This is a genomic window from Neorhizobium puerariae, assembly GCF_042429745.1.
GTDB classification, from domain to species: domain Bacteria; phylum Pseudomonadota; class Alphaproteobacteria; order Rhizobiales; family Rhizobiaceae; genus Neorhizobium; species Neorhizobium puerariae.
Genome location: NZ_JBHMAA010000043.1, coordinates 23,568 through 43,218, shown reverse-complemented (window position 1 = coordinate 43,218; position 19,651 = coordinate 23,568). Strand labels below are relative to the sequence as shown.

Below are 19,651 nucleotides of genomic sequence, written 5' to 3'. Positions count from 1 at the left end.
TCCCTCCCTAGTAGATCGTCAGCGCCGGGATGAAGCTCACGGCGAGCAGCAGCAGCATCGCCATGCCGAAGAACGGCCAGAGTTCACGCGTTGTCGCTCCGAGCGGTGCTCTGGCGATCGACGACGAGATGAACAGCGTCGTGCCGATCGGCGGCGTGTAGAGCCCGATGCCAAGGTTGATGACCATCATCAGGCCGAGCTGCACCCGGTCGAGTCCGATGGCATCGGCCAGCGGCACGAAGATCGGCCCGAGCAGCAGGATGGCGGGTGGCATGTCGAGCGGCATGCCGACGATCAGCATCAGGATGTTCATCATCAGGATGATGACGATCGGGCTGGAGATATTGGCGGCGACCCATTCGGCCATCTGTTGCGGCGCCTGGTCGAAGGTGAGAACCCAGCCGACGGCGGCGCTGCCCATGATGACCAGCATAACGACGCCGGTGGCTACGCCCGCTTCCACCAGGTTGTCGCAGAAGCGTTTCCAGGTGAGGTCGCGGTAGAACAACAGGCTGAGCAGCAGCGAATAGACGACTGACAGCACGGCGACCTCGGTCGGCGTCGCGAACCCGAAGCGGAGGAGGAGAATGATCAGGATCGGCAGGAGGATCGCCGGAAGGCTCTGGATCACGAGCCTTGCCAGGTCGCGCTTGCGGATATTCACCGCCTCGGCGGCATATCCCCTGCGGACCGAGATGAACCAGCAGACGAAAATGAAGCTCACCGCCATGATCATGCCGGGCAGGATGCCCGAGATGAACAGGTTCGCGACGCTGACCCCGCTGATCAGGGAGTAGAGGATCATGGGGATCGAGGGGGGGATCAAGACGTCGATCACCGCGGAAGTCGCGTTGTTGGCCGCGCAGAGCGCCGGCGGAAATCCCTGTCGCTTCTGCCATGGGATCAGCACCGAACCGAGCGCGCTGGCATTGGCAACCGCCGACCCGGAAACGCCACCGAAGACGACGGAAGAAACCACGGTCGTCGAGAGCGGCCCTCCGCGCCAGCGCTGCATCGCGCGGGAGGCGAGCTCCAGCAGTTGCTTGCCGAGTTCGCCGCCGAGCATCAGCGTCCCCGCCAGCATGAAGAAGGGCAAGGCGAGCATCGGGAACGATTGGGTTTGGTCATAGACCTGCTGGGCGACAACGGACAAGGGCACGTATCCGTTGAAGAGAATGCCGAGGCCGGCGGCGATAATCAGCCCGTAACCGACCGGCACCGCCAGGACCATCAGCACGCAGAAGGAGATGATCATGATCAGCGTCACAGCGGCATCTCCTCGGCCTTGATCTCGATCCGGGCCTCCCAGCCGAACCGGAGCACCCGGACGGTCGCGGCGGCCGTGACGATCGATACCAGGAGGGCGCCGATGGAGAGCGCGTAATAGCCGATGCTGTTCGGCAGCCGCAGGACGGGGCTCTGTTCCATGCCGGCGATCTCGCCCACCACGATCGACTGATAGGCGAGGATCATGAAGGCGACGATGCTGATGACATTCGCCAGGACGAAGGCCGAAAGCCGCATGCCGCCGCCGAGCTTGTCATAGAGCCATTCGACCGCCATGTGCCCGCCGGCATGGGCCGCGAGGACGATGCCCGCCAGGATGAACCAGGGGAAAATCAGCATCGGCAGCTCCTGGGCAAAGGAGAAACCGCCGCTCTGCGATGTGTAGCGGGCGACGACATTGGCCGTGGTCACCACCGTCAGCGCAATGCCGCTGGCGATGACGACGAAACGGGACAGCATGACGATTGCGCGAGACAGCACGTCGACGCCCTGCAGCAAGCTTTGCATGGAAGACTCCGTTCAATGGAAGGGATCAGGCCCTTGCTTCCGCCTCGATCTTGCTGACGAAATCACCGAACGGCTTCTTCTTCCAGTTTTCGGCAACGGAAGCGGTCGCCTTCACGAAGGCCGCCCGGTCGACTTCCACCACTTCGACGGCCGCGTTCTTCTTGAAGTTTCCGAGAACCTGCCCGTCCTTTTCCGCAGAGAGCCTCCGCTGAAGGTCGCCGGCCTCCTTCGCGGCTGCCTTGACCGCCTCGATGTCGGCGCCGAGGCGGGCCTGGGCGATCTTGGACATGAGGAACGGCGTCGACTCCCACTTGTGGGCCGTCAGGCTGATGTATTTGTTGACCTCGAACAGCTTCGAGCTCTCGATATTGGCGAGCGGGTTTTCCTGGCCGTCCACGACACCTTGCTGTAGGGCGATATAAAGTTCCCCGAAGGCGATCTGCTCCGTGCCTGCGCCGAGCGCCTGAAAGATGTCGATTGTCATCGGATCGGCAGGAGTGCGGATCTTGAGGCCCTTGAGGTCGCCGGGCGCCGCGATCTTGCGCTTGGAATTGGTGAGATGGCGAATGCCGTTGTCCCACCAGTCCAGCGGAACCACGCCCACGGCTTCGAACCGCTTGTTGAGCTCCGCGCCGACCGGGCCGCTCAACACCTTCATCGCTTTTCCCGTGTCGGGAAACAGGAAGGGAAGCCCGAGAGCCGCCAACTCCGGCACCAGGGCAGAGGTTGCGCCCTGGCTGTTGGCGGTGAAGTCGAGCGCGCCGGTGCGAAGGCTGGTCAGCATCGCGGAGTCGCTGCCGAGCGTCTCGGCGCCCGCGACATTGATCTTCACCCGGCCGGACGTCTTTTCCGCCACCAGTTCCGCGAATTTGGCAGCGGCAATCGTCCGTGGATTGCCGGGGGCGGCGCCATGGCCCAGAGTAAGGGTTGTCGCGGCCTGGGCCGAGCGTATACCGGCCACCAGTGCGGGCGCTGCCAGAGCACCCGCCGCAACAGAAAGAAATCCACGCCTATTGATATGCAAGCTCATATTCTCCTCCGTAATGTGCTCACGCCAGTTGTTTCGCCCGCCTCTCCCTGGCGGGCCGTTTAGGCCTATTCACTCAGCCAGGCTTTGACCGCCGCCTCCACCTTCGACGTCGAAAGCCCGTATCGCTCGTGCAGGGTCGGCAGAGCCCCGGCCTCGAGGAATTCGTCAGGAAGCGCGATCTGCCGGAAACCGGACGGACGGACGCCGGAACGCATGAGGGTAGCAGCCACCGCCTCCCCCAGCCCGCCGATCAGCGTGTGATTTTCCGCAACCACGACAAGCCGGTTCTGCTTGCGGCATTCGGCCAGAATGGTCTCCTCGTCGAGCGGCTTGATGGTCGGCACATGCAGCACGCCGGCGTCCACACCTTCCTTCTGCAGCTGTTTGGCGGCTTCCAGCGCGCGCATCGTCATGAGGCCGGATGATATGATCAGGGTGTCCCTGCCGGCGCGGATGAGCTTGGCCTTGCCGAGTTCGAACCTGTAGCCGTATTCGTCGAGAACGAGCGGGACATTGCCCCGCAGGAGGCGCATGTAGACCGGCCCCCTGTGCGCCGACAAAGCCGGCACCGCCTGTTCGATCTCGCTTGCGTCGCAGGGATCGACGATCGTCAGGTTCGGCATTCCGCGGAACATGGCTATGTCCTCGGTTGCCTGATGGCTCGGGCCGTATCCGGTCGTCAGGCCCGGAAGCGCGCAGACGATCTTCACGTCCAGCATCTCTTCGGCGATCGCCAGGCAGATGAAGTCGTAGGCCCGCCGCGAAGCGAAAACGGCATAGGTCGTCACCCACGGCTGGAAGCCCTCGCGCGCCATGCCGGCGGCCGACATCATCAGAAGCTGTTCGGCCATGCCCATCTGGTAGAAACGGTCCGGATGCGCCGCCTTGAAGACATGCAGATCGGTGTATTTGGCCAGATCGGCCGAAAGGCCGACGATCCGCTCGTCGCGCGAGGCAAGGTCCACCAGAGCATGGCCGAACGGCGCGGGCTTGGTCGGCTGGTCCGCTCCGGCGATCGAGGCAATCATGGCCGACGTGGTCAGCCGCGGGCGGTCGCCGCCATGGGCCAGATATTCCGGGCGGACATATTTCGAGCGTCTCATGCCACCCCTCCCGCATCGATGATCCCGATCGCCTCCGCCCATTCATGCGGCTCGACCCGCAGGAAATGGTTGCGATCGCGCGCCTCCAGGAAGGGCACGCCCTTGGCCATCCTGGTATCGCATATGATGATGCGCGGCTGTTCGCCCTTGTGGTGGCGCGCCGCGTCGAAAGCGGCGACCAGCGCGTCGATGTCGTTTCCGTCGACACGTCGCACGAACCAGCCGAAAGCTTCGAATTTCGGGCCGAGCGGCTCGAAGTTCAGGACGGCCATGGAGGGCCCGTCCGCCTGCATCTGGTTGACGTCGACGATGCCGATCAGGTTGTCCAGCTTATAGGAACCGGCGGACATCGCGGCTTCCCAGGTCGACCCCTCGTCCAGTTCGCCATCCGAGAAAAGGTTGTAGACGAACGAGGTGGATTTCTTCCGCTTCAGCGCGAGCGACATTCCAACCGCGATGCCGAGCCCGTGCCCTAGCGATCCGCCGGTTATCTCCATGCCCGGCGTGTAGGCCGCCATGCCCGACATCGGCAGCCGGCTGTCGTCGGTCCCATACGTTTCCAGTTCGTCCTCGGGTATGATCTTGCCCTCGATCAAGGCGGCGTAGAGAGCGATTGCATAATGCCCGATCGACAGAAGGAAACGGTCGCGCCCTTCCCATTCCGGCTCTTGCGGCCGGTAGTTGGTCGCGTGGAAATAAGAAACGGCGAGGACGTCGGCGATCCCGAGCGCCTGGGCGATATAGCCCTGGCCCTGCACCTCGCCCATCCGCAGCGCGTGGCGGCGTATGCGCCGGGCGCGTTCGGAAAGACTGACATTGTGACCGATCTGAACCATTGACGAGAGACCTCCCTAGTTGTGCCGGTCAATGGATCAGCATGCCGCCATTGACGTCGATCACAGCGCCGGTGACATAGGCGGAGAGATCCGATGCGAGGAACAGGTAGATGTTCGCCACATCGCGCGCCTCGCCGAGGCGGCTGAGGGGAATTCCCTTGACGATCTCGGCCCGCGCATCTTCACCGAGCTTGCCTGCGGTGATGTCGGTCTGGATCAGGCCCGGCGTCACGGAATTGACCCGGATCCCGGCGGGGCCGAACTCGCGCGCCATGGCCTTGGCGAGCCCGAGCACACCCGCCTTGGCGGCCGAATAATGCGGGCCGCCGAAGATCCCGCCGCCGCGCTGCGCCGACACGGACGACATGCAGGCGATCGACCCGCCGCCGTTCTCACGCATGTTCGGAATGAAGGCCTGGCTGAGAAAGAGAACGCCCGTCATGTTGACGTCGACGATGCGGTGCCAGTCGGACTCGGTGATTTCGAGCGTCTTCACGGGCTGGGTGATGCCCGCATTGTTGATCAGCACGTTCACGGAGCCGAACGCGGCCACGACGGCATCTGCTGCAGCCTGGCAGGAAGCCCGGTCGGATACGTCGCATCCAAGCCCGATGTGGCGAGCCTGCCCGGACGCCGGCAGCTCGGCCGCAGCCTCATCGGCAGCCCGCGCGTCAATATCCAGGATCGCGACCCTGGCGCCGTGGTGAGCGAAAAGTTCGGCCGTGGAGCGGCCAATGCCGCGCTTGCTCGCCGCGCCCGATATGACCGCGGTCTTTCCCTGCAGTAGCATAAGATCTCCTCCCGATGCTCTCCCGGCATCTGGCAATTTGGGTAAGGGGACGAGACGTCCCTGGGCGAATTTGTGACCGAAGACCGCCGAGGCGACAAACGCGAAGTTTACAACGGTAGGTGAATATGGTTCACTAATCCGATGCTGCACCTGACCTCGCTCTCTGCGATGCGGATATTTGAATCGGCTGCCCGCCTCGGCTCTTTCCGGGCCGCGGCGGAAGAGCTCAACCTCTCCCCAAGTGCGATTAGTCACGCGATCTCCAAGCTGGAGCGAGATCTGGGAACCGCCCTTTTCGAGCGGAACACGCGAAATGTCAGCTTGACCCTGCCGGGTCAGACGCTTCTCAACCACGCCTCAAACGCGTTCGAGGAATTGCGGCGGGGTGTTGAGATGATTTCATCGAACAAGGCCCACTTGCTGCGCGTTCACTGCGCTCCCAGCTACGCAGCCAAGGTTCTTTCTCCACGGCTGCCTGCGTTCCTGAAGGAAAATCCTGAGGTGGAAGTGCGGGTCGCGTCCAGCACTTCCTATGCACGCTTCACAGACGGCCTTTTCGACGTGGATATCATCTACGGCGAACCGCAAAACCGTGAGAATCTCATTGTAATTCCATTGGCGGAGGAAATCGTCTCACCGCTTTGCTCTCCCGACATAGCCTCGTCATTAAAGTCACTCCGTGACATCTTCAGGTATCCACTGATCCGCAGCGACTTGAAACGAATTCAATGGATCGACTGGTTTGAAGCGAACAATCTGGGAACTCCTCCAGTGCCGGCAATGAGTTTCGATCGGAGCTTCATGGCGCTGGATGCCGCGGCGAATGGCCTTGGTGTCGCTCTCGAGTCTCATGTCCTGGCTGAGCAGGACCTTGACAGCGGGCGGCTCGTGATACCGTTCGAGAAAATAAGCCGAGAAAATCGGTACATCGGCCACTATTTAGCTTATCCGAAAGGTGGTAATCAGCGGCGGCTGGCTCGCATCTTCGCCGATTGGTTGTCGAGATCTTCTTGAACAGAAACCAAGAAATGGGCTAGGCGACTATGAGCTTCCACGAAATTACAGTTCGTGGTTTTGCAGATTAAAGCCTCGATAACTTCAATAGAGATTCCGTATAGGCGTTCTTCATCATCGTCCGTTCGCCGTCGTTCAGGACAAGCCCCATTTAAATGCGAGAAAGACAAATCATTCATCGCGTTCGTCGGGCATCTCCGATGCGTCTGCGATTTCCCTTCCTGTCATAACGGATCGGGAATGTCATCGAGTGGAAAAATCGGTCGCCTTACATTCTTAAATTTCAAAATCGAATAGTCAGAAGTGCACACGCCAACACCGGCGCAGGGCACGACATGTTTTGCGAACTGGCCGAGATCGGCTGCCCAGTGAACACGGCTCTTGATTGCGATGAAGCGCTTGCTTGCGGGATCGACGCCAAGAGCAAGAAATAAACCCAGGTCGGTTGGTTCAACCTGTGTTGAAATAAGGGCGACCTCGATGCCCCCAAGATCAAGGAGTGCCATTGGGCCGATATTGATCCAGATACCTCGATGCATGCTGCTGTTGCTGCGGAAATAACCGGCAGACAGCGTGCGCACACGGCCCGTCACCGCCAGTGGCGCGCTTTGATACGGGATCGATGGCATGGGAGTATGGCCTCCGATTTCGATACTGACCGTGGCTCCCACTCCAGCTTCAACGCAGGCCTGGACAGCGGAGGGATCACAAATCCCGAAGAAAATGACATCCTTGAGTTCTTGCCGTATAATTTCAGCAAGAACTTCGGTTGTATCCACCGTACCCCCAGAGCCACAGTTGTCGCAATGGTCCAGGATAACGATCGGGCCGGTCTGGGCGCCCAGGCTTTTTGCCTGCGCCACGGAATCTGCGAGCGGCGTGGATTCGAAAACAAACTCTTTTCGCGTTGCCCACGCGGCGTCCAAAAGGCGGCGTACCAAAGACTGCGCCTTCTCCTCGTCGTCATCTGTCACGACGACAGCCGAAAGCCCGGCCTGGCTGATATCCGCATGAGGGAAGCCAACAAAGACGCTGGCGAGCACCGCCTCGCCACTCTCCTCCAGTGCAATCGTCAGCGCCTGAATCTCGCGATTTGGAGACCGATTGGTACCTTGGGCCATCACGTGGGGAAGCATGGGGACGCTACCCCATGCCAGTGTCGGCCTTATCTCTCTTCGCAGGGAACGCACCAGCGCCCGACCCGCTCGAATTGCGGTCTCTCGTTCATCGAGGTGAGGATAGGTTTGATAGCCGGCGACGACGTCGGCATGCTCGATCATTTCCGGAAACACGTTCGCGTGCATGTCAAGCGATAGTGCAAGGGGAACATCAGGTAATACGGTTCGCAAGCGACGCAGAATTTCACCTTCTCCGTCTTCGTAGCCTTCGGTCACCATGGCCCCATGAAGGTGAAGGAACACGGCGTCGAAAGGTCCTTCTTCGCGTGCACTTTGCAGCAAAATCCCGCTAAGTGCTTCAAACGTGGCGGCATCGGAAGGGCCGCTCGGAGGGGCGGAGGCCGCAACAGCGAGCGCGACTTCGGCGCCTGCTTCTTCGGCGACGTGCAGAAAGCCGCCCAGAGCACTTTGAGTTCCGGAATAAAACTCAATGGCAGGTTGGCCACGGAGTGGTTGTTCGCCCCCCGGTCTGAACCGCGCAAGCGGTGTGGGAACGGGTGAGAAAGTGTTTGTTTCATGAGATATGCAGGCGACTAGAATGCGCATCGATTCAAACTCTGGCAATGATCTATGGGATGGATGACTGAGAAGCACGCCTCACGCTTTGGCTGAGCATCGGCTCATATCCGCGTTCGGCGCAATAATGGTTGTGACTTACCTGGTGCTTGGCGACTTGAGTGCCCTTCGGCGACAGTCGAAACCTATTTGGCGATATAGATATTGGCGCCATTGTTCCCAAAACCCTCCACGCCGATCGTGTGGTTTCGAACCTTGACACTGCTGATAGTGTAGGCGTCAGGCGCCACAAGATTGAGCGCGGGCAGGTCGCGAACGACTAACTTCTGAAATTCGACGTAAAGTTTATAGCGCTTGTCGAAATCGGTCTCTACGGCTGCAGCTTCCAGCAGCGCATCGACTTCCGGGCTGTTGTAGTGAGCGGAATTCAAGAAGGCTACGCCTGGCTGGTAACCCTTGGACCAGTACAGTCCCTGGATGCCCCCAACCGGATCAAACAGATTGCTCAGTGACTGCACCGCAATGTCGAAGTCACGGTCGGTATAGACTCTCTTGACATAGGTCGCGAAATCCTGCGTCCGAAGAGTTGCCTTGATACCGATCTTGTTCAGGCCCTGCACGATGAGCTCGGCCGTTTGGCGATAGGGTCCCGCGGGCTGGACCGGGTCGACATAAGCCGGGAAGCGCCAACCGTCAGCGCCGCGCGGAAAGCCCGCCTCGTCGAGCAGCGCCTCGGCCTTTTCAAGATCGACTTCGTAACGTGGCAGGTCCGGGTAGTAGAAGCGTTTCAGGCCGGGGCTGACCGGACCGTAAATCGGAGTGGCATGTCCGAGATATACGAGTTCGACGATTGCCTTGATATCGATGGCATGCGCAATTGCCTGTCGAACTTTCAGTTCTGCCAAATGAGGATTGTCCAGGTTAAACTCGAGCCTGGAAATCGTATTGTTGTAGCCATAGCCCCGGGATTCGATCTGAAGATCGGGATTTTTGCCTAGACGCTCCAGTTCGACGGGCGGGACGCCTGAAATCGTCAGACCTACTTCGCCGGTTTCGAGAGCAGCTATCTGTGCGGCGGGATCGGTAATGAAACGGAAGATGATGCTGTCGAGATAGGGCTTGGACGGCTGCCAGTAATTGGGGTTACGATCGAAAACGATATGGCTCCCCCGCACCCACTCACCGAATTTGAACGGGCCGGTCCCGACGGGAGCCGTATTGTGGGGATTGGTGAGAACGTCGGTTCCTTCATATAAGTGAGCCGGAACAATGGGGGATCCCGATCCGGCAAAGGCGTAAATGAGGTAGGGGGCCGGCTTATCGAGCAACAATTCGACCTCATGGCTGCCAAGTGCGTTCACCTCTCTCAGTGGAAGAAATATACGCTGGCCCCGAGGGTGGTTCTTCTTGAGCGATTTTATTGAAAATACTACATCTTCTGCGTCGAAATCCTCGCCATCGTGCCACTTCACCCCTTCGCGCAATTTGAACCAGTAGCGCAGTCCATCTTCGCTGATTGACCACTCCGTGGCGAGTTCGGGAAGAGGATTGAGATCGAAGTCGTAGGTCAGCAACCCTTCATTCACCTTGGAGCTTACATAGTAGGCGAAACCGGAAGTATTCGCGACAGAAGCTATGATCGGGTATTCGGAGCCGACATTGACGATCAAGGTTCCTCCGCGAACGGGCTCGTCGGCTCGCGCTCCGACAGGAAATGCGCCCGCAAGGGACGTTGCACCAATGAGACCGAGAAGCGTGCGGCGGGTAATCGAAAGGTGTTCCGTCGTCATTTCTGTTTCCTATTTTATTGTTCGATGCCTCAGACGCTCATCTCCTGTTGAGAAGAGATCGTCTTCGCTATTAAAATCTACTAAATATATAGATTATATCTATAATCATGGCTTTTTCTTCCAATTTTTCGGATTCCTGGACAAAAGAGTTTCATCCAGCGTGATAGTGATCCGTTGGTGATTTCGATTGGTGGCCGCCGCGGTCAGCCTGATGCACTATATCGGACCGTTCGACGGTTTCCATTGCGTCCCGGCGTCGGTCTCGAAGACCTGCACAGTCCGCTTCGACAACAACAAATACTCGGTCCTGTCGATTGCCGTCGGCCGCCCCGTCCGAGGTTCATTCCTATGCCGAGAAGATCGTAATCCGGCAGGATGGCGTGATTGTCGACGAGCATCCGCGTTGCTTTGGTCGTGGCGAAACGGTCTACGACCCCTGGCATTATGTCCCTGTTCTGGCTCGCAAGCCCGGTGCTTTGCGCAACGGTGCGCCGTTCCGCGAATGGGTTCTGCCAGCGGCCATGGAGAAAGTCCATCGTCGGCTGAAGAGCGTCCATGACGGTGATCGGCAAATGGTCACCATCCTCGGATGCGTTCCTGCCGATGGCCTGACGGCCGTAGAGGCTGCCTGCCAGGAGGCGCTGGATCATGGCGTCTGCTCGGCCTCGGTGATCATCAACATTCTGGCCCGCAGCCGTGATCCGGTTCCGGCAATCACTCTTCAGACCCCAGATGCGCTGCGGTTGCGACGGCATGCTGACCCGCACGCTTGTGGCCGCGCGCACTCGACTGGTCAGGATCACCACTGAGCTTTCGAACCAGATTCGTGGAATCATGAAAACGTTCGGCCTGGCTGTTCCCGCAGGTAAGGGAACCACGTTCGAGAAGAACGTTCGACGCCTTCTTGCCGATCAGGACCAAATTGCTTCCATCGTTCTGCCGATGCTAGCGGCCTGGCGCGACATTCGCATTCGTGCCGCCGAACTCGGGCGCTAACTGGTTGCGGATGCACGTCAGAACCGTAAGCGATGTTCTGACAGCACGGTATTCAGGGGTTGACCGGTTCCGTCGTTACTGCAGGGCAGCAAGGCGCTCCGCTTCGGCCATCGCCGCAGCCTTGGTTTTGAATGGCCCGATATCATGCTCCTCGGTATCGGGCAGCCATTTCGCCAGGAACCACCATCCGCCGGGGCGGTAGCTGGCGGTGCTGCGAACCGACCCAATGTCCTTGGCGAGGAACCAGCCGGAATCAATTCCATCCTGTTCCCAAATGGTGCTTTTATCAGTCATGATATACCCGTCGGTGGAGCTACCCAACCATTTTATCCGGGCGATATGACCACGGCAACAACTGGTCGATCTGGCTGTTCGGATGGCCATTGACGATTTTGGTGATGACGTCCGTCAGGTAGGCCATCGGCTCGACCCCGTTGAGTTTGCCGTTTCAATGAGTGAGGCGATTGTCGCCCAATGGTCGGCTCCCGCGTCGGAGCCGGCGAAGAGTGCATTCTTCCGATTGAGGGCGATAGGTCGGATTGAACGCTCGACGGTATTGGAGTCAATCTCAATGCAGCCGTCGTCAATAAAGCGGGTCAGGCCATCCCAGCAGGACAGCGTGTAGCGGATGGCTTCGGCGAGTTTGGTCTTCTGGCTGATAAGAGCGAGTTGCTCGGTCAGCCATGGCGCGAGGTTGTCAGCGATCGGGCGGCTCTTGGCCTGCCGCACATCGCGGCGTTCCTCATGGGTTCTGCCCCTGATATCGTCCTCGATCCTGTAGAGTTCGGCGATGCGCCTGAGCGCTTCGCTGGCGATCGGTGCGGGATCGGCAGCGGCGAGCTCGTAGAAGCGCCTGCGCACATGACTCCAGCAAAATGCCAAAGACACGCTGTTGCCCGCGGCGATCGCGCGATAGCCGGAATATCCGTCCACCTGCAGCACACCGACGAAGCCGCCGAGATGGGCCATCGGACGTTCGCCTTTGCGATCGGGCGCGTAGACATAGACGACGCCCGGTGGATCGGCTCCCTGCCATGGTCTGTCATCACGAGCATATTCGCCGGCTCCCAGCGCGGCGGTGAACGCGCCGCCTTCATGTATTCCCTGATCGTCACCGCGAAGATGAACGATATAGATCCCCAGGCCTGGTTGGCGGATGTCCTCGCCCTCATGCCCAACATGCCCGTATCACGCCTGCCGGAACTGTTGCCGTGGAACTGGACCGCCGGCAGCGCTCGGCAGATGGCGGCCTGATGGCGCGCCGACCCATGTCTACACGATCGGCTATGTCGCCACGCTGATCGGCGAGAACCTCGAACTCCTCCAGGAAATCGCCAGCAACTCCGACAACATCGACTACGACGAAATAATCCATGCCCATGACGGCAGCGAAGAGGGCATAACAACCTTCACCGACCGGGGCATCGAGAGCTTAAAGGAATTCCTCGCCGATATCCGCACCTGGGATGGCGGTGTCCGGCAGTTCCTTGTGGACGATCAATGTGATCCGGAAAGGATCGAACGCATCGTGGCAGACGAGCCGAAATCATAAATGCCGCAGCCTTCGCCGGATGGATACCGTCAAAACAATCGATCGTCCAAAGTAGGCTTCCACGCCAAAATCCATGCAAGCGGCCTGATGGCTTCGGTAAAGCACTTGCCAAGGCCATACTGCGCCCACTTTTGCGCACCACTGACAAATACTATAGATATTGCTTCACAAAACGAAGGAGGCGGGGTGCCAGGAAACTCGAGTAGCTACCCGGCTCGTCAACGGGCTCCTCGCTGAACCAGAAATGCCCCGCACCGATGATCGGATGACCGTGAACGCGAAATCCTGCTTGCTTCAGCAATCGGAGAAACTTCTCCGATTGCTGTTCCGGGTTGACGATATCGTCGGCGGTTCCATAGCATAGAAACACCGGCAGTTTATTTGCAGCGTAGCGCACATAGCTTATCGGAGATGCCTCAAAATAGCGCTGCTGGTCGGCATAGGGCGGAGCGCCAATGAGGCATTCGGATCGCCGCTCATTCACATCTGTGATATTCGCAATCTCGTGTTGCCAAAGCGCGAACAAATCGTAGACGCCATAGATGCCCGCAAGGGCCCTTACCGAAAAGTCGATGGCTTCATAACCATTGCAAGGCTTGGAACTCTTGAACAGCGGCGTATCGCCGGCAAGGGCGGCAAGTGAGGCCACATGGGCGCCTGCCGAAGAGCCGAGCAGCGCGATCCTTCCGGGGTCGATGTCGAGTTCGCTTGCTGCTCCGCGCACGAATTGAATGGCGCTGATAACATCGCACACCGCCTCAGGGAACATCTTGATGCCGTCGGCGACCCTATATTGGAATCCAAACAGGGCTATCCCGTGTCGCGCGAAATACGGCCCCCAATTCTTCGCGGCCCTCGGATCGCAGACGCGCCAACCACCTCCCGGCGCGGCGATAACGACGGGAAACGGGCTGCCGCCCTCGCCCGGCAGATTGCCGCCCTCGCCCGGCAGATATAAATCTCCACGCAACTCGACACCATCGTGCGTCGCGTAGGTGATGTTGGTGCGTACGATGATATTCTCGTCACCTGCAGAAATGGTGGTAGACTTCGCGCTAACATTCATATCGGCCTTCTTTCGATGCTCGGAGATGTTCAACAGGTTCGGGCTATGGGTGGTTGTACCTTAGTGCGAAAAATTGGAGGCTTGTTCAGTGGGGCTGCTAACGGAAGCGAGCGGAGTTTCGGGAGATAACTCGTCGACTTGCAGGCTGCCAAAGCGCCGATAGCACAAGATAACGAGGATGAACGCGCCGATCCCTCCAACGGCCATGGGGATCGCTGAGAATGAGATCATTTGTCGCTCAGGCAATTGCAACGCCAATATCGCCGCTCCCACAAATGGTCCGACGATGGCTCCGATCCGCCCGACCCCGAGCCCCCAGCCAATGCCACTCGCCCGAATTGCAGTAGGGTACAGAAGTCCCGAAATCGTGACACAGGCAACCTGTAGGGCGCCCACCGAGAGCCCCGGGATAAAGACGCACAGAATGATTCCGATGTGGGGAAGATCAAACGACGCGAATGCAACGAGGAAGGGAACGGCTACGATGAACAAGATCGGCAAAAGGAGGACGCCCATCCACGAGATTAATGCGGCGATCATAAAGCCGCCAACTAAACCGCCGCCTGCAAAAAGAGCCGAGTACTGTCCAGCTTGCGAAACGCTCATGCCCTGGCTCTGCAGCACGAGGGGCAGCCAGTTGATCACCAGATAAAGCGCCATGGCGTTGAGAAAGAACGACGCCCACATCAACAGCGTAATCCCAGCCAGTCCATGACTGAACAGCCGAGCCGGAGAATTATCGCGGGTACTTTGTTTTGCGACTCCCCCAACTTCGAGTGCCGGCAGTGCCGAAGCAAGCCGCTTGAGCAGTGCGGCCAGCCGAGCATGCGATTTCGGTCGCAACGCCAAGTATTTGATTGATTCCGGCATCGCCCATATGAGACAGATCGCTAGGAACACAGGCAAGACGCCTCCCACGATTACTAAAATTTGCCAACCATAGCTGGGAACTAACGCCGCCGTGAGTAAACCCGGGACCATTGCCCCCAACGGCACGGCTGTCGAAACAAGGGCCAGCACACGGACACGCATTCCTTTAGGGGCAAACTCAGCAATCATCGCCGTGGTTGTCGGCAAAGCGCCACCCAATCCAAGCCCGACGATAAAACGGCACACTATCATCCCCGAAATTGTTGTCGTCAGCATCATCGCGAGCGTGGCAACACCAAAGAGCAGACAGCTCAATATGATCGTGGATTTACGTCCATATCGGTCGCCAATTAATCCGAGCAGCGGTCCTGCCAACGCAAAACCGACCAAACTCGATGCGAAGAGAGCTCCAAGCAATGACTTGTCGAAGCCAAACTCCTTGACGAGTTCAGGCGCGATGAAGGAGATGACGGTTAGATCATAGCCATCGAAGAGTAATATCAAACCACATAAGACCCACACTCGGATCATAAACGGATTGGGCTTGACGCCATCCAGTAAGTTTTCAACGCTTTTGCTGCTAGTCATTCTCTCCTCCATTTGTCTTTTGTCACGCTCGAGCCCTCACAAGAGGGCCTCCGGAGCCTCCCAGCTCGCGCGGTGGTAACTTTGGGTAGCCGAGAGAAGAAGGCCGCGAACCACCTTTGTTCGCTCAATTGGCTCCCTTCTTTCGATAGAAGAATTCTCACAGGTAGATTTGCAGAATGGTGTCCTGAACACCGTCGCAGTCGATAAGATCAACGCGTTGCTTGTGGATCTTGACACCCTCATTGGTCACGACGAGGTGGTGCGTATATGCGCCGGAATAGGTCTTCAAAACGTCGCGCCGGAACTGGGTCACATGAAACCGGGAATGGGTCACGAAACTTCCATTGCCGTCCGTGCCGCCAAGATACACATTGCTGATGAGGTGACTACTACGTGTTATCGGCTGTTGCCCAGCGGTGCCAAAAGCCAACAATCGTTCACACCGCGCCACCATAGTCGGAAGATCATCATACATGAAGGACAATTGTGTTTCAGGATCCGTATCTTCAGGCCTTGCTGGAATCCAGTACGTACCGTCCTGCGTGAAGAGGCTCAGCCAAGATTCATAGTCTCGGTTGTCTATATATTCGGCTTGGCGGAAAAGAAAATCCTCGATTTCACTCCGACTGAGAACAAACTCTTGTGATATATTCAACATATCATTCCTCCGATATTGCTGCCGCACTTACTTTGCCGTCATGTAGTCACGCCAGGCCTTGTACATGTTTCGCATACAGACCTCTGAATTGCCGGTGAGGCCCCTCAGGCTGGCGCCAACAGGAAGATCGCGGTTCGCTTCTCGGTGTAGACTAATCCATTCCGACTGCGGTCCCTTCAGACCGGCGTGCACGCGGAAATAGGCTTCGAAGTCATCCGCGGCGACAACATTCGATGGTGAATTTGCGAAATTTCCCGCCATCACCGCGCGACGCGAGAAGCTCTCGGGAACTCCCTTGAAGCGGAATACCCAAATCTCCAGCATCGTCTTGTCGACCGAAAGCGGACGAATAACGCGCATCTGCTGAAGCGACGCCTGCATAATGATCGTCGGAAACATCAATACATTATGAAAATTGCGCTCGAGGACGGCATTTGCCCGCTCCTCCCCATGGCGTGCCACGATTGAAGTCCTGTATAGTTCAGCATCCGCGCCCTGCAGGTCGGGAGCGAAAGCCGCCATATCGAAATGTCCATGCGGATGAGCGACGAGATCGACCTTCGCCATTTGGTCAGGTTCACCGGCGAGTTGAGCCGCCACGTCCAGACCGCCAGGACGCGCCTGACCCTTGAATTTTTCGAGCGTGTGTTGTGCGGCACGCGCCATCTGATGATGCACGAAGGAGGTGTGCATCCCGTCGCTCATATTGTCGACAAAGATCTTCCAGTTATTGTTTTGTATAGTCCTATAGCAATCACCAACAACCTCGAGCTCGCCAGTTGGAGCACGGTCAATTACATTGTTCAACCCTCGCAACCCTTCTCCCGCCCAGCTGTCGAAATCTGGACCATCTGCGGTAAGCGATGCAAAGATGAAGCCCTTGTGGTTATGTATGCGAGGCAATTGCCGCATGCCGTTCTTTGGATCTCTTGCGTCGAAACCCGTCTCATCATAGCCAGAATGTACGGGTACAGAGACGAGTGAACCGTCACCGTCAAAGCGCCAGCCATGATACATGCACATGAAACGCTTCGCGTTGCCATTGCGATCCGGACAGACGAGCGCGCCTTTATGCGGGCAGCGGTTTTCGAGCACATAGATCTGCCCGTTCTCGTGGCGCGTCATAACGACGGGCTGGCGACCAACCTGCGTGGTGAAGTAGTCACCGCGTTGCGGAATCTGGCTTTCGTGTCCGACATAAATCCAGGATCGTCCGAAAATGCGGTCCATTTCGAGTTCGAACACGTCGGGGTCGGTGATGACCCTGCGATGAATCCGATTAGGCTCCACCAATTCGCCGATATCGAGATCGAATTGGGAGCCGTAATGCTCCGACGAGGTTACTTTGGTGTCCATAACTTATCCTCCTTTGGACTTTTCCGTCGATAGACGTTTCACGTTTTCGATCTGAGTTGCAGTGAGTTCCGGACGCAACTCAGTTGCACGGTGTAGCGATCGTCTCCAGCGTACGATCCCACGACTTACCTGAAGACCTCTTGTAATGAGGAAAGGTTCGATCCGTGAAAACATGTCCGACATGCACGGATAGATTGCGAATTCACTCTCGATCGTCTTGGTAACCGCTTGGATGGCCTGTAGCTCAACTGGAGAGAGCGCATTCGTCGTTGTCTCCCGTTGTCTCCGTAGAAGAACGATGCAAGACAGCCCGGCTTTCGTTGGATTGCAATGGCTCTCGATTTGAACGAGCTCAAAAGATAACTGCGGCATCCACGCTGACCGCGTAACATGCGGCCCGCGGTGCAAAAGGTTCTCCATGAAAAGCTGAACGCCACAATCTTACCTCGCACCGAGGGTCTCTCACCCAATTCAATTGCGCGCCGCAAACGGCAATGACGCTCTGATTCCTTAGCTTTCAAGGGGACAAAGCAATGCCTGCTTTATGGACGAGCGTACTGGACGGCCCGCTAAGTCATCTTTTGTCCTCTCCTCGCCAAATGCACACCTCCTTGCATCAAGGCGCTCCACGAACCCTGCGCATTCATACGTTCGTATGAATTCATAATCATACATACGTTTGCATGTCAACTGATTATGAGGTAGTAAGCATTCGGCCTAGAGAGGTATAAAATGAATGAATAAGAAAATGGACGCGCGCCTTCCTAGAGACCGTGTCTTGGAAGTTGCCGCCCGCTTATTTGCAGAACAGGGCATCGATGCTGTTTCGGTTCGGGATATTACAGGTGCGGCGGGCGTGAATCTCGGCACCATCAACTACCACTTCGGATCAAAGGAAAACCTTATCCACGAGGTTTTCGAAACCCTCCTTGCTCCCCTGCAAGAAAGACGTCTTGCCCTTTTAGACCAAATCGAAGCGCAGGCCGGTGATGGTCCTCTCGATCTCGAGCTTGTGCTACGGGCAATCGTTGAGCCAACCATTCGCAGTTCGATCGGACAGGAAGGCGCCGTAGTCTATCTGCCCCGTTTGATGTTTCAGGTTTATGCTGTCGCTCGGCCTTTTCTCGGTGAAAAGAATTCCGAGCTGAACGATCGTGTGGCAAAGCGCTTCATTGATGCAATTTCACGCGCAGCCCCCGGTGTCCCCTACGAGCAGGTCTGCTGGCGCTACTACATGGTGGTCGGCGGTTTCCTTCAGTTGGTTTCCGATGCATTAGGTTCGAATCGATTACACAGATTGTCCGATGGGTGTTGCGACACCGGGGATCCCAATCGCGTAATTGAAGAGCTGATCACATTCTTTATGCAAGGCATGACAGCGCCGGCGGGTAGTCTCAGACAGGACGCATTCAACAACCCTGGCCGCGAAGCGTTCCTAGAAGCTCTGGCCAGTCCATTCTAAGCGATGGGGACTCGAAGCGTCCACAGTGGGCATCCTGGAAAGTTCGACCGTCTAAAATAGGTAACGCCAATCGATAAAATCCATACCGTGAGCCGAAACAAACTGTGTGTCTGAGGTTTCCGGCACAGTGTTCATTTCGAGAATGCAGGTCAGAAAATTCGGCGATATCTGTAATCTCATCCATCCAACCGAATGCCGGAGCTTCCCCAAGGACGCCAGATATGCGTCCAACTAAATGTTCGATGCTCTAAAAAGTCACGCCAGTGATCATGAGTTCTGACAAGCGCTCCGCGCCCACTCTGCTCGTCTTTGCGCGATCAGATGTTTTACTCCGAGCTGCGACAGCCAACATGGCGATTGCACTGCATACGACTAGGGCGAACACGATCAGATGGAGACTGAAAGGATTGGTCCGGTGCTTCATTTGACCTTCCAGGGCGGCGAGAACGGGACGCTTCATTGGTTCAGTTTGCGTAGGAAGGCGGCTGGTCTCCCCTGCGGTAAATTGTGGGGTTATCGATCATCCCGTAGTCGGTACCCCAGCGCCTATGTATCTTTTCATAGGTGCCTGACGTGATCAGATGTACATAAGCTGCCTGAATGGCTTCCAGCAAATTGTCGCTGTCTTCGGTGCGCGCCACCGCGGTCGCGGTCGGACCGCCGCCAACTTTTCCGGTAGTGGCAAACGGCTGGCCTTGCTTGATCATCGCAAGACCAACTTCCCGGCCCATCAAAACAGCCTCGACACGGTTGCTCGACAGCGCCAGGACGGCGTCTGCCATTGCAGGGAAGCTGCTGACATCAGGGGCGGCCTGGCTGGCTTCCTCACAACGCTTCTTTCCGACCTCCATGGCGGGCGCACCCGACGATCCCGCAAGAATTGCGATCTTGTGGCCGCAAATGTCAGTCAAACCCCGCGGCATGAACTGACTGCCCGTTGACGACGAACGCATTGTAGTTGCTCCACTCGGTAACGAAGTCGGCAACCTCGAGGCGATCCTGGCGAACAAAAGTATCCCTCCGCCGAAGGCCGTCTGCCCCGATTTTCTGAT

Annotated in this window: 17 protein-coding genes and 4 pseudogenes; 6 read left to right on the top strand and 15 right to left on the bottom strand. The window is 57.7% G+C overall.

The features are described 5' to 3' along the window. Positions 1-7: 7 nt before the first annotated feature. The 6 genes from ACFFP0_RS29425 to ACFFP0_RS29400 all read right to left on the bottom strand — a co-directional run bounded on the left by ACFFP0_RS29425 (position 8) and on the right by ACFFP0_RS29400 (position 5,553). On the bottom strand, positions 8-1,267 hold the full coding sequence (locus tag ACFFP0_RS29425) for a TRAP transporter large permease subunit (protein ID WP_377265778.1): 1,260 nt from the start codon (positions 1,265-1,267) through the stop codon (positions 8-10). Next, positions 1,264-1,794, bottom strand: a complete 531-nt coding sequence (locus tag ACFFP0_RS29420) for a TRAP transporter small permease (protein ID WP_377265777.1) — start codon at positions 1,792-1,794, stop codon at positions 1,264-1,266. Before ACFFP0_RS29420 ends, ACFFP0_RS29425 begins: the two co-directional genes overlap by 4 nt. A 25-nt stretch (positions 1,795-1,819) precedes the next feature. Further along, positions 1,820-2,824: a TRAP transporter substrate-binding protein gene (locus ACFFP0_RS29415; protein WP_377265776.1), complete on the bottom strand. Its 1,005-nt coding sequence runs from the start codon at positions 2,822-2,824 to the stop codon at positions 1,820-1,822. A gap of 65 nt (positions 2,825-2,889) precedes the next feature. Continuing rightward, the gene (locus tag ACFFP0_RS29410; RefSeq protein ID WP_377265775.1) at positions 2,890-3,927 is read right to left on the bottom strand and encodes a transketolase family protein; all 1,038 of its coding nucleotides are present in this window, start codon (positions 3,925-3,927) and stop codon (positions 2,890-2,892) included. Next, positions 3,924-4,763, bottom strand: a complete 840-nt coding sequence (locus ACFFP0_RS29405; protein ID WP_377265774.1) for a transketolase — start codon at positions 4,761-4,763, stop codon at positions 3,924-3,926. Before ACFFP0_RS29405 ends, ACFFP0_RS29410 begins: the two co-directional genes overlap by 4 nt. A gap of 28 nt (positions 4,764-4,791) precedes the next feature. Beyond that, positions 4,792-5,553, bottom strand: coding sequence for an SDR family NAD(P)-dependent oxidoreductase (locus tag ACFFP0_RS29400; protein WP_377265773.1), 762 nt, complete (start codon positions 5,551-5,553; stop codon positions 4,792-4,794). 141 nt (positions 5,554-5,694) lie between these two features. On the opposite strand from ACFFP0_RS29400, the gene ACFFP0_RS29395 reads away from it, so the two are divergent. Continuing rightward, the gene (locus ACFFP0_RS29395) at positions 5,695-6,567 is read left to right on the top strand and encodes a LysR substrate-binding domain-containing protein (protein ID WP_377265772.1); all 873 of its coding nucleotides are present in this window, start codon (positions 5,695-5,697) and stop codon (positions 6,565-6,567) included. 224 nt (positions 6,568-6,791) lie between these two features. Here ACFFP0_RS29395 and ACFFP0_RS29390 read toward each other — a convergent pair whose 3' ends face one another. Beyond that, entirely contained in the window at positions 6,792-8,291 is a 1,500-nt protein-coding gene (locus ACFFP0_RS29390; protein ID WP_377265771.1) for a M81 family metallopeptidase, read from the bottom strand. Between the two features lie 155 nt (positions 8,292-8,446). Next, positions 8,447-10,051 (bottom strand): ABC transporter substrate-binding protein, encoded by a 1,605-nt coding sequence (locus ACFFP0_RS29385; RefSeq protein WP_377265770.1) that lies wholly within the window; start codon positions 10,049-10,051, stop codon positions 8,447-8,449. A gap of 184 nt (positions 10,052-10,235) precedes the next feature. Here ACFFP0_RS29385 and ACFFP0_RS29380 point away from each other — a divergent pair. Together ACFFP0_RS29380 and ACFFP0_RS29375 are read left to right on the top strand one after the other, a co-directional pair. After that, positions 10,236-10,860 (top strand): annotated as a pseudogene (locus tag ACFFP0_RS29380) (Mu transposase domain-containing protein); the annotation flags it as partial. Then, positions 10,793-11,044 (top strand): annotated as a pseudogene (locus ACFFP0_RS29375) (IS110 family transposase); the annotation flags it as partial. The pseudogenes ACFFP0_RS29380 and ACFFP0_RS29375, both read left to right, overlap by 68 nt. Positions 11,045-11,122: 78 nt before the next feature. On the opposite strand, the gene ACFFP0_RS29370 reads toward ACFFP0_RS29375, so the two are convergent. Both ACFFP0_RS29370 and tnpC read right to left on the bottom strand, forming a co-directional pair. Beyond that, a complete protein-coding gene (locus ACFFP0_RS29370; RefSeq protein WP_377265769.1) occupies positions 11,123-11,341 on the bottom strand; it encodes a hypothetical protein in 219 nt (72 codons plus the stop codon). Positions 11,342-11,360: 19 nt separating this feature from the next. Continuing rightward, a pseudogene (gene tnpC / locus ACFFP0_RS29365) lies at positions 11,361-12,103 on the bottom strand (IS66 family transposase); the annotation flags it as partial. On the opposite strand from tnpC, the pseudogene ACFFP0_RS29360 reads away from it, so the two are divergent. Continuing rightward, positions 12,101-12,301 (top strand): annotated as a pseudogene (locus tag ACFFP0_RS29360) (transposase domain-containing protein); the annotation flags it as partial. The pseudogenes tnpC and ACFFP0_RS29360 sit on opposite strands and share 3 nt — an antisense overlap. A gap of 25 nt (positions 12,302-12,326) precedes the next feature. Next, positions 12,327-12,599: a hypothetical protein gene (locus ACFFP0_RS29355; RefSeq protein ID WP_377265797.1), complete on the top strand. Its 273-nt coding sequence runs from the start codon at positions 12,327-12,329 to the stop codon at positions 12,597-12,599. Positions 12,600-12,750: 151 nt separating this feature from the next. Here the strand turns inward: ACFFP0_RS29355 and ACFFP0_RS29350 are convergent, their stop codons facing one another. The 4 genes from ACFFP0_RS29350 to ACFFP0_RS29335 form a co-directional block, all read right to left on the bottom strand. Further along, a complete protein-coding gene (locus tag ACFFP0_RS29350; protein WP_377265768.1) occupies positions 12,751-13,665 on the bottom strand; it encodes an alpha/beta fold hydrolase in 915 nt (304 codons plus the stop codon). A 60-nt stretch (positions 13,666-13,725) separates the two neighbouring features. Continuing rightward, positions 13,726-15,123 carry an MFS transporter gene (locus ACFFP0_RS29345; RefSeq protein WP_377265767.1) on the bottom strand — a complete coding sequence of 466 codons (1,398 nt, stop codon included), beginning with the start codon at positions 15,121-15,123 and terminating at the stop codon, positions 13,726-13,728. Positions 15,124-15,280: 157 nt separating this feature from the next. After that, positions 15,281-15,781: an aromatic-ring-hydroxylating dioxygenase subunit beta gene (locus tag ACFFP0_RS29340; RefSeq protein WP_377265766.1), complete on the bottom strand. Its 501-nt coding sequence runs from the start codon at positions 15,779-15,781 to the stop codon at positions 15,281-15,283. A 27-nt stretch (positions 15,782-15,808) separates the two neighbouring features. Then, entirely contained in the window at positions 15,809-17,137 is a 1,329-nt protein-coding gene (locus tag ACFFP0_RS29335) for an aromatic ring-hydroxylating oxygenase subunit alpha (RefSeq protein WP_377265765.1), read from the bottom strand. A gap of 736 nt (positions 17,138-17,873) precedes the next feature. Here ACFFP0_RS29335 and ACFFP0_RS29330 point away from each other — a divergent pair. After that, positions 17,874-18,599: a TetR/AcrR family transcriptional regulator gene (locus ACFFP0_RS29330; RefSeq protein ID WP_377265764.1), complete on the top strand. Its 726-nt coding sequence runs from the start codon at positions 17,874-17,876 to the stop codon at positions 18,597-18,599. Between the two features lie 464 nt (positions 18,600-19,063). Here ACFFP0_RS29330 and ACFFP0_RS29325 read toward each other — a convergent pair whose 3' ends face one another. Continuing rightward, a complete protein-coding gene (locus ACFFP0_RS29325; protein WP_377265763.1) occupies positions 19,064-19,552 on the bottom strand; it encodes a type 2 periplasmic-binding domain-containing protein in 489 nt (162 codons plus the stop codon). Between the last annotated feature and the right edge of the window lie 99 nt (positions 19,553-19,651).

Coding starts and splice junctions, on each gene's coding strand:
- ACFFP0_RS29420 (WP_377265777.1), bottom strand. CDS start 1,794: ATGCAAAGCTTGCTGCAGGGCGTCGACGTGCTGTCTCGCGCAATCGTC.
- ACFFP0_RS29415 (WP_377265776.1), bottom strand. CDS start 2,824: ATGAGCTTGCATATCAATAGGCGTGGATTTCTTTCTGTTGCGGCGGGT.
- ACFFP0_RS29410 (WP_377265775.1), bottom strand. CDS start 3,927: ATGAGACGCTCGAAATATGTCCGCCCGGAATATCTGGCCCATGGCGGC.
- ACFFP0_RS29405 (WP_377265774.1), bottom strand. CDS start 4,763: ATGGTTCAGATCGGTCACAATGTCAGTCTTTCCGAACGCGCCCGGCGC.
- ACFFP0_RS29400 (WP_377265773.1), bottom strand. CDS start 5,553: ATGCTACTGCAGGGAAAGACCGCGGTCATATCGGGCGCGGCGAGCAAG.
- ACFFP0_RS29395 (WP_377265772.1), top strand. CDS start 5,695: ATGCTGCACCTGACCTCGCTCTCTGCGATGCGGATATTTGAATCGGCT.
- ACFFP0_RS29390 (WP_377265771.1), bottom strand. CDS start 8,291: ATGCGCATTCTAGTCGCCTGCATATCTCATGAAACAAACACTTTCTCA.
- ACFFP0_RS29385 (WP_377265770.1), bottom strand. CDS start 10,051: ATGACGACGGAACACCTTTCGATTACCCGCCGCACGCTTCTCGGTCTC.
- ACFFP0_RS29370 (WP_377265769.1), bottom strand. CDS start 11,341: ATGACTGATAAAAGCACCATTTGGGAACAGGATGGAATTGATTCCGGC.
- ACFFP0_RS29350 (WP_377265768.1), bottom strand. CDS start 13,665: ATGAATGTTAGCGCGAAGTCTACCACCATTTCTGCAGGTGACGAGAAT.
- ACFFP0_RS29345 (WP_377265767.1), bottom strand. CDS start 15,123: ATGACTAGCAGCAAAAGCGTTGAAAACTTACTGGATGGCGTCAAGCCC.
- ACFFP0_RS29340 (WP_377265766.1), bottom strand. CDS start 15,781: ATGTTGAATATATCACAAGAGTTTGTTCTCAGTCGGAGTGAAATCGAG.
- ACFFP0_RS29335 (WP_377265765.1), bottom strand. CDS start 17,137: ATGGACACCAAAGTAACCTCGTCGGAGCATTACGGCTCCCAATTCGAT.
- ACFFP0_RS29330 (WP_377265764.1), top strand. CDS start 17,874: ATGAATAAGAAAATGGACGCGCGCCTTCCTAGAGACCGTGTCTTGGAA.
- ACFFP0_RS29325 (WP_377265763.1), bottom strand. CDS start 19,552: ATGCGTTCGTCGTCAACGGGCAGTCAGTTCATGCCGCGGGGTTTGACT.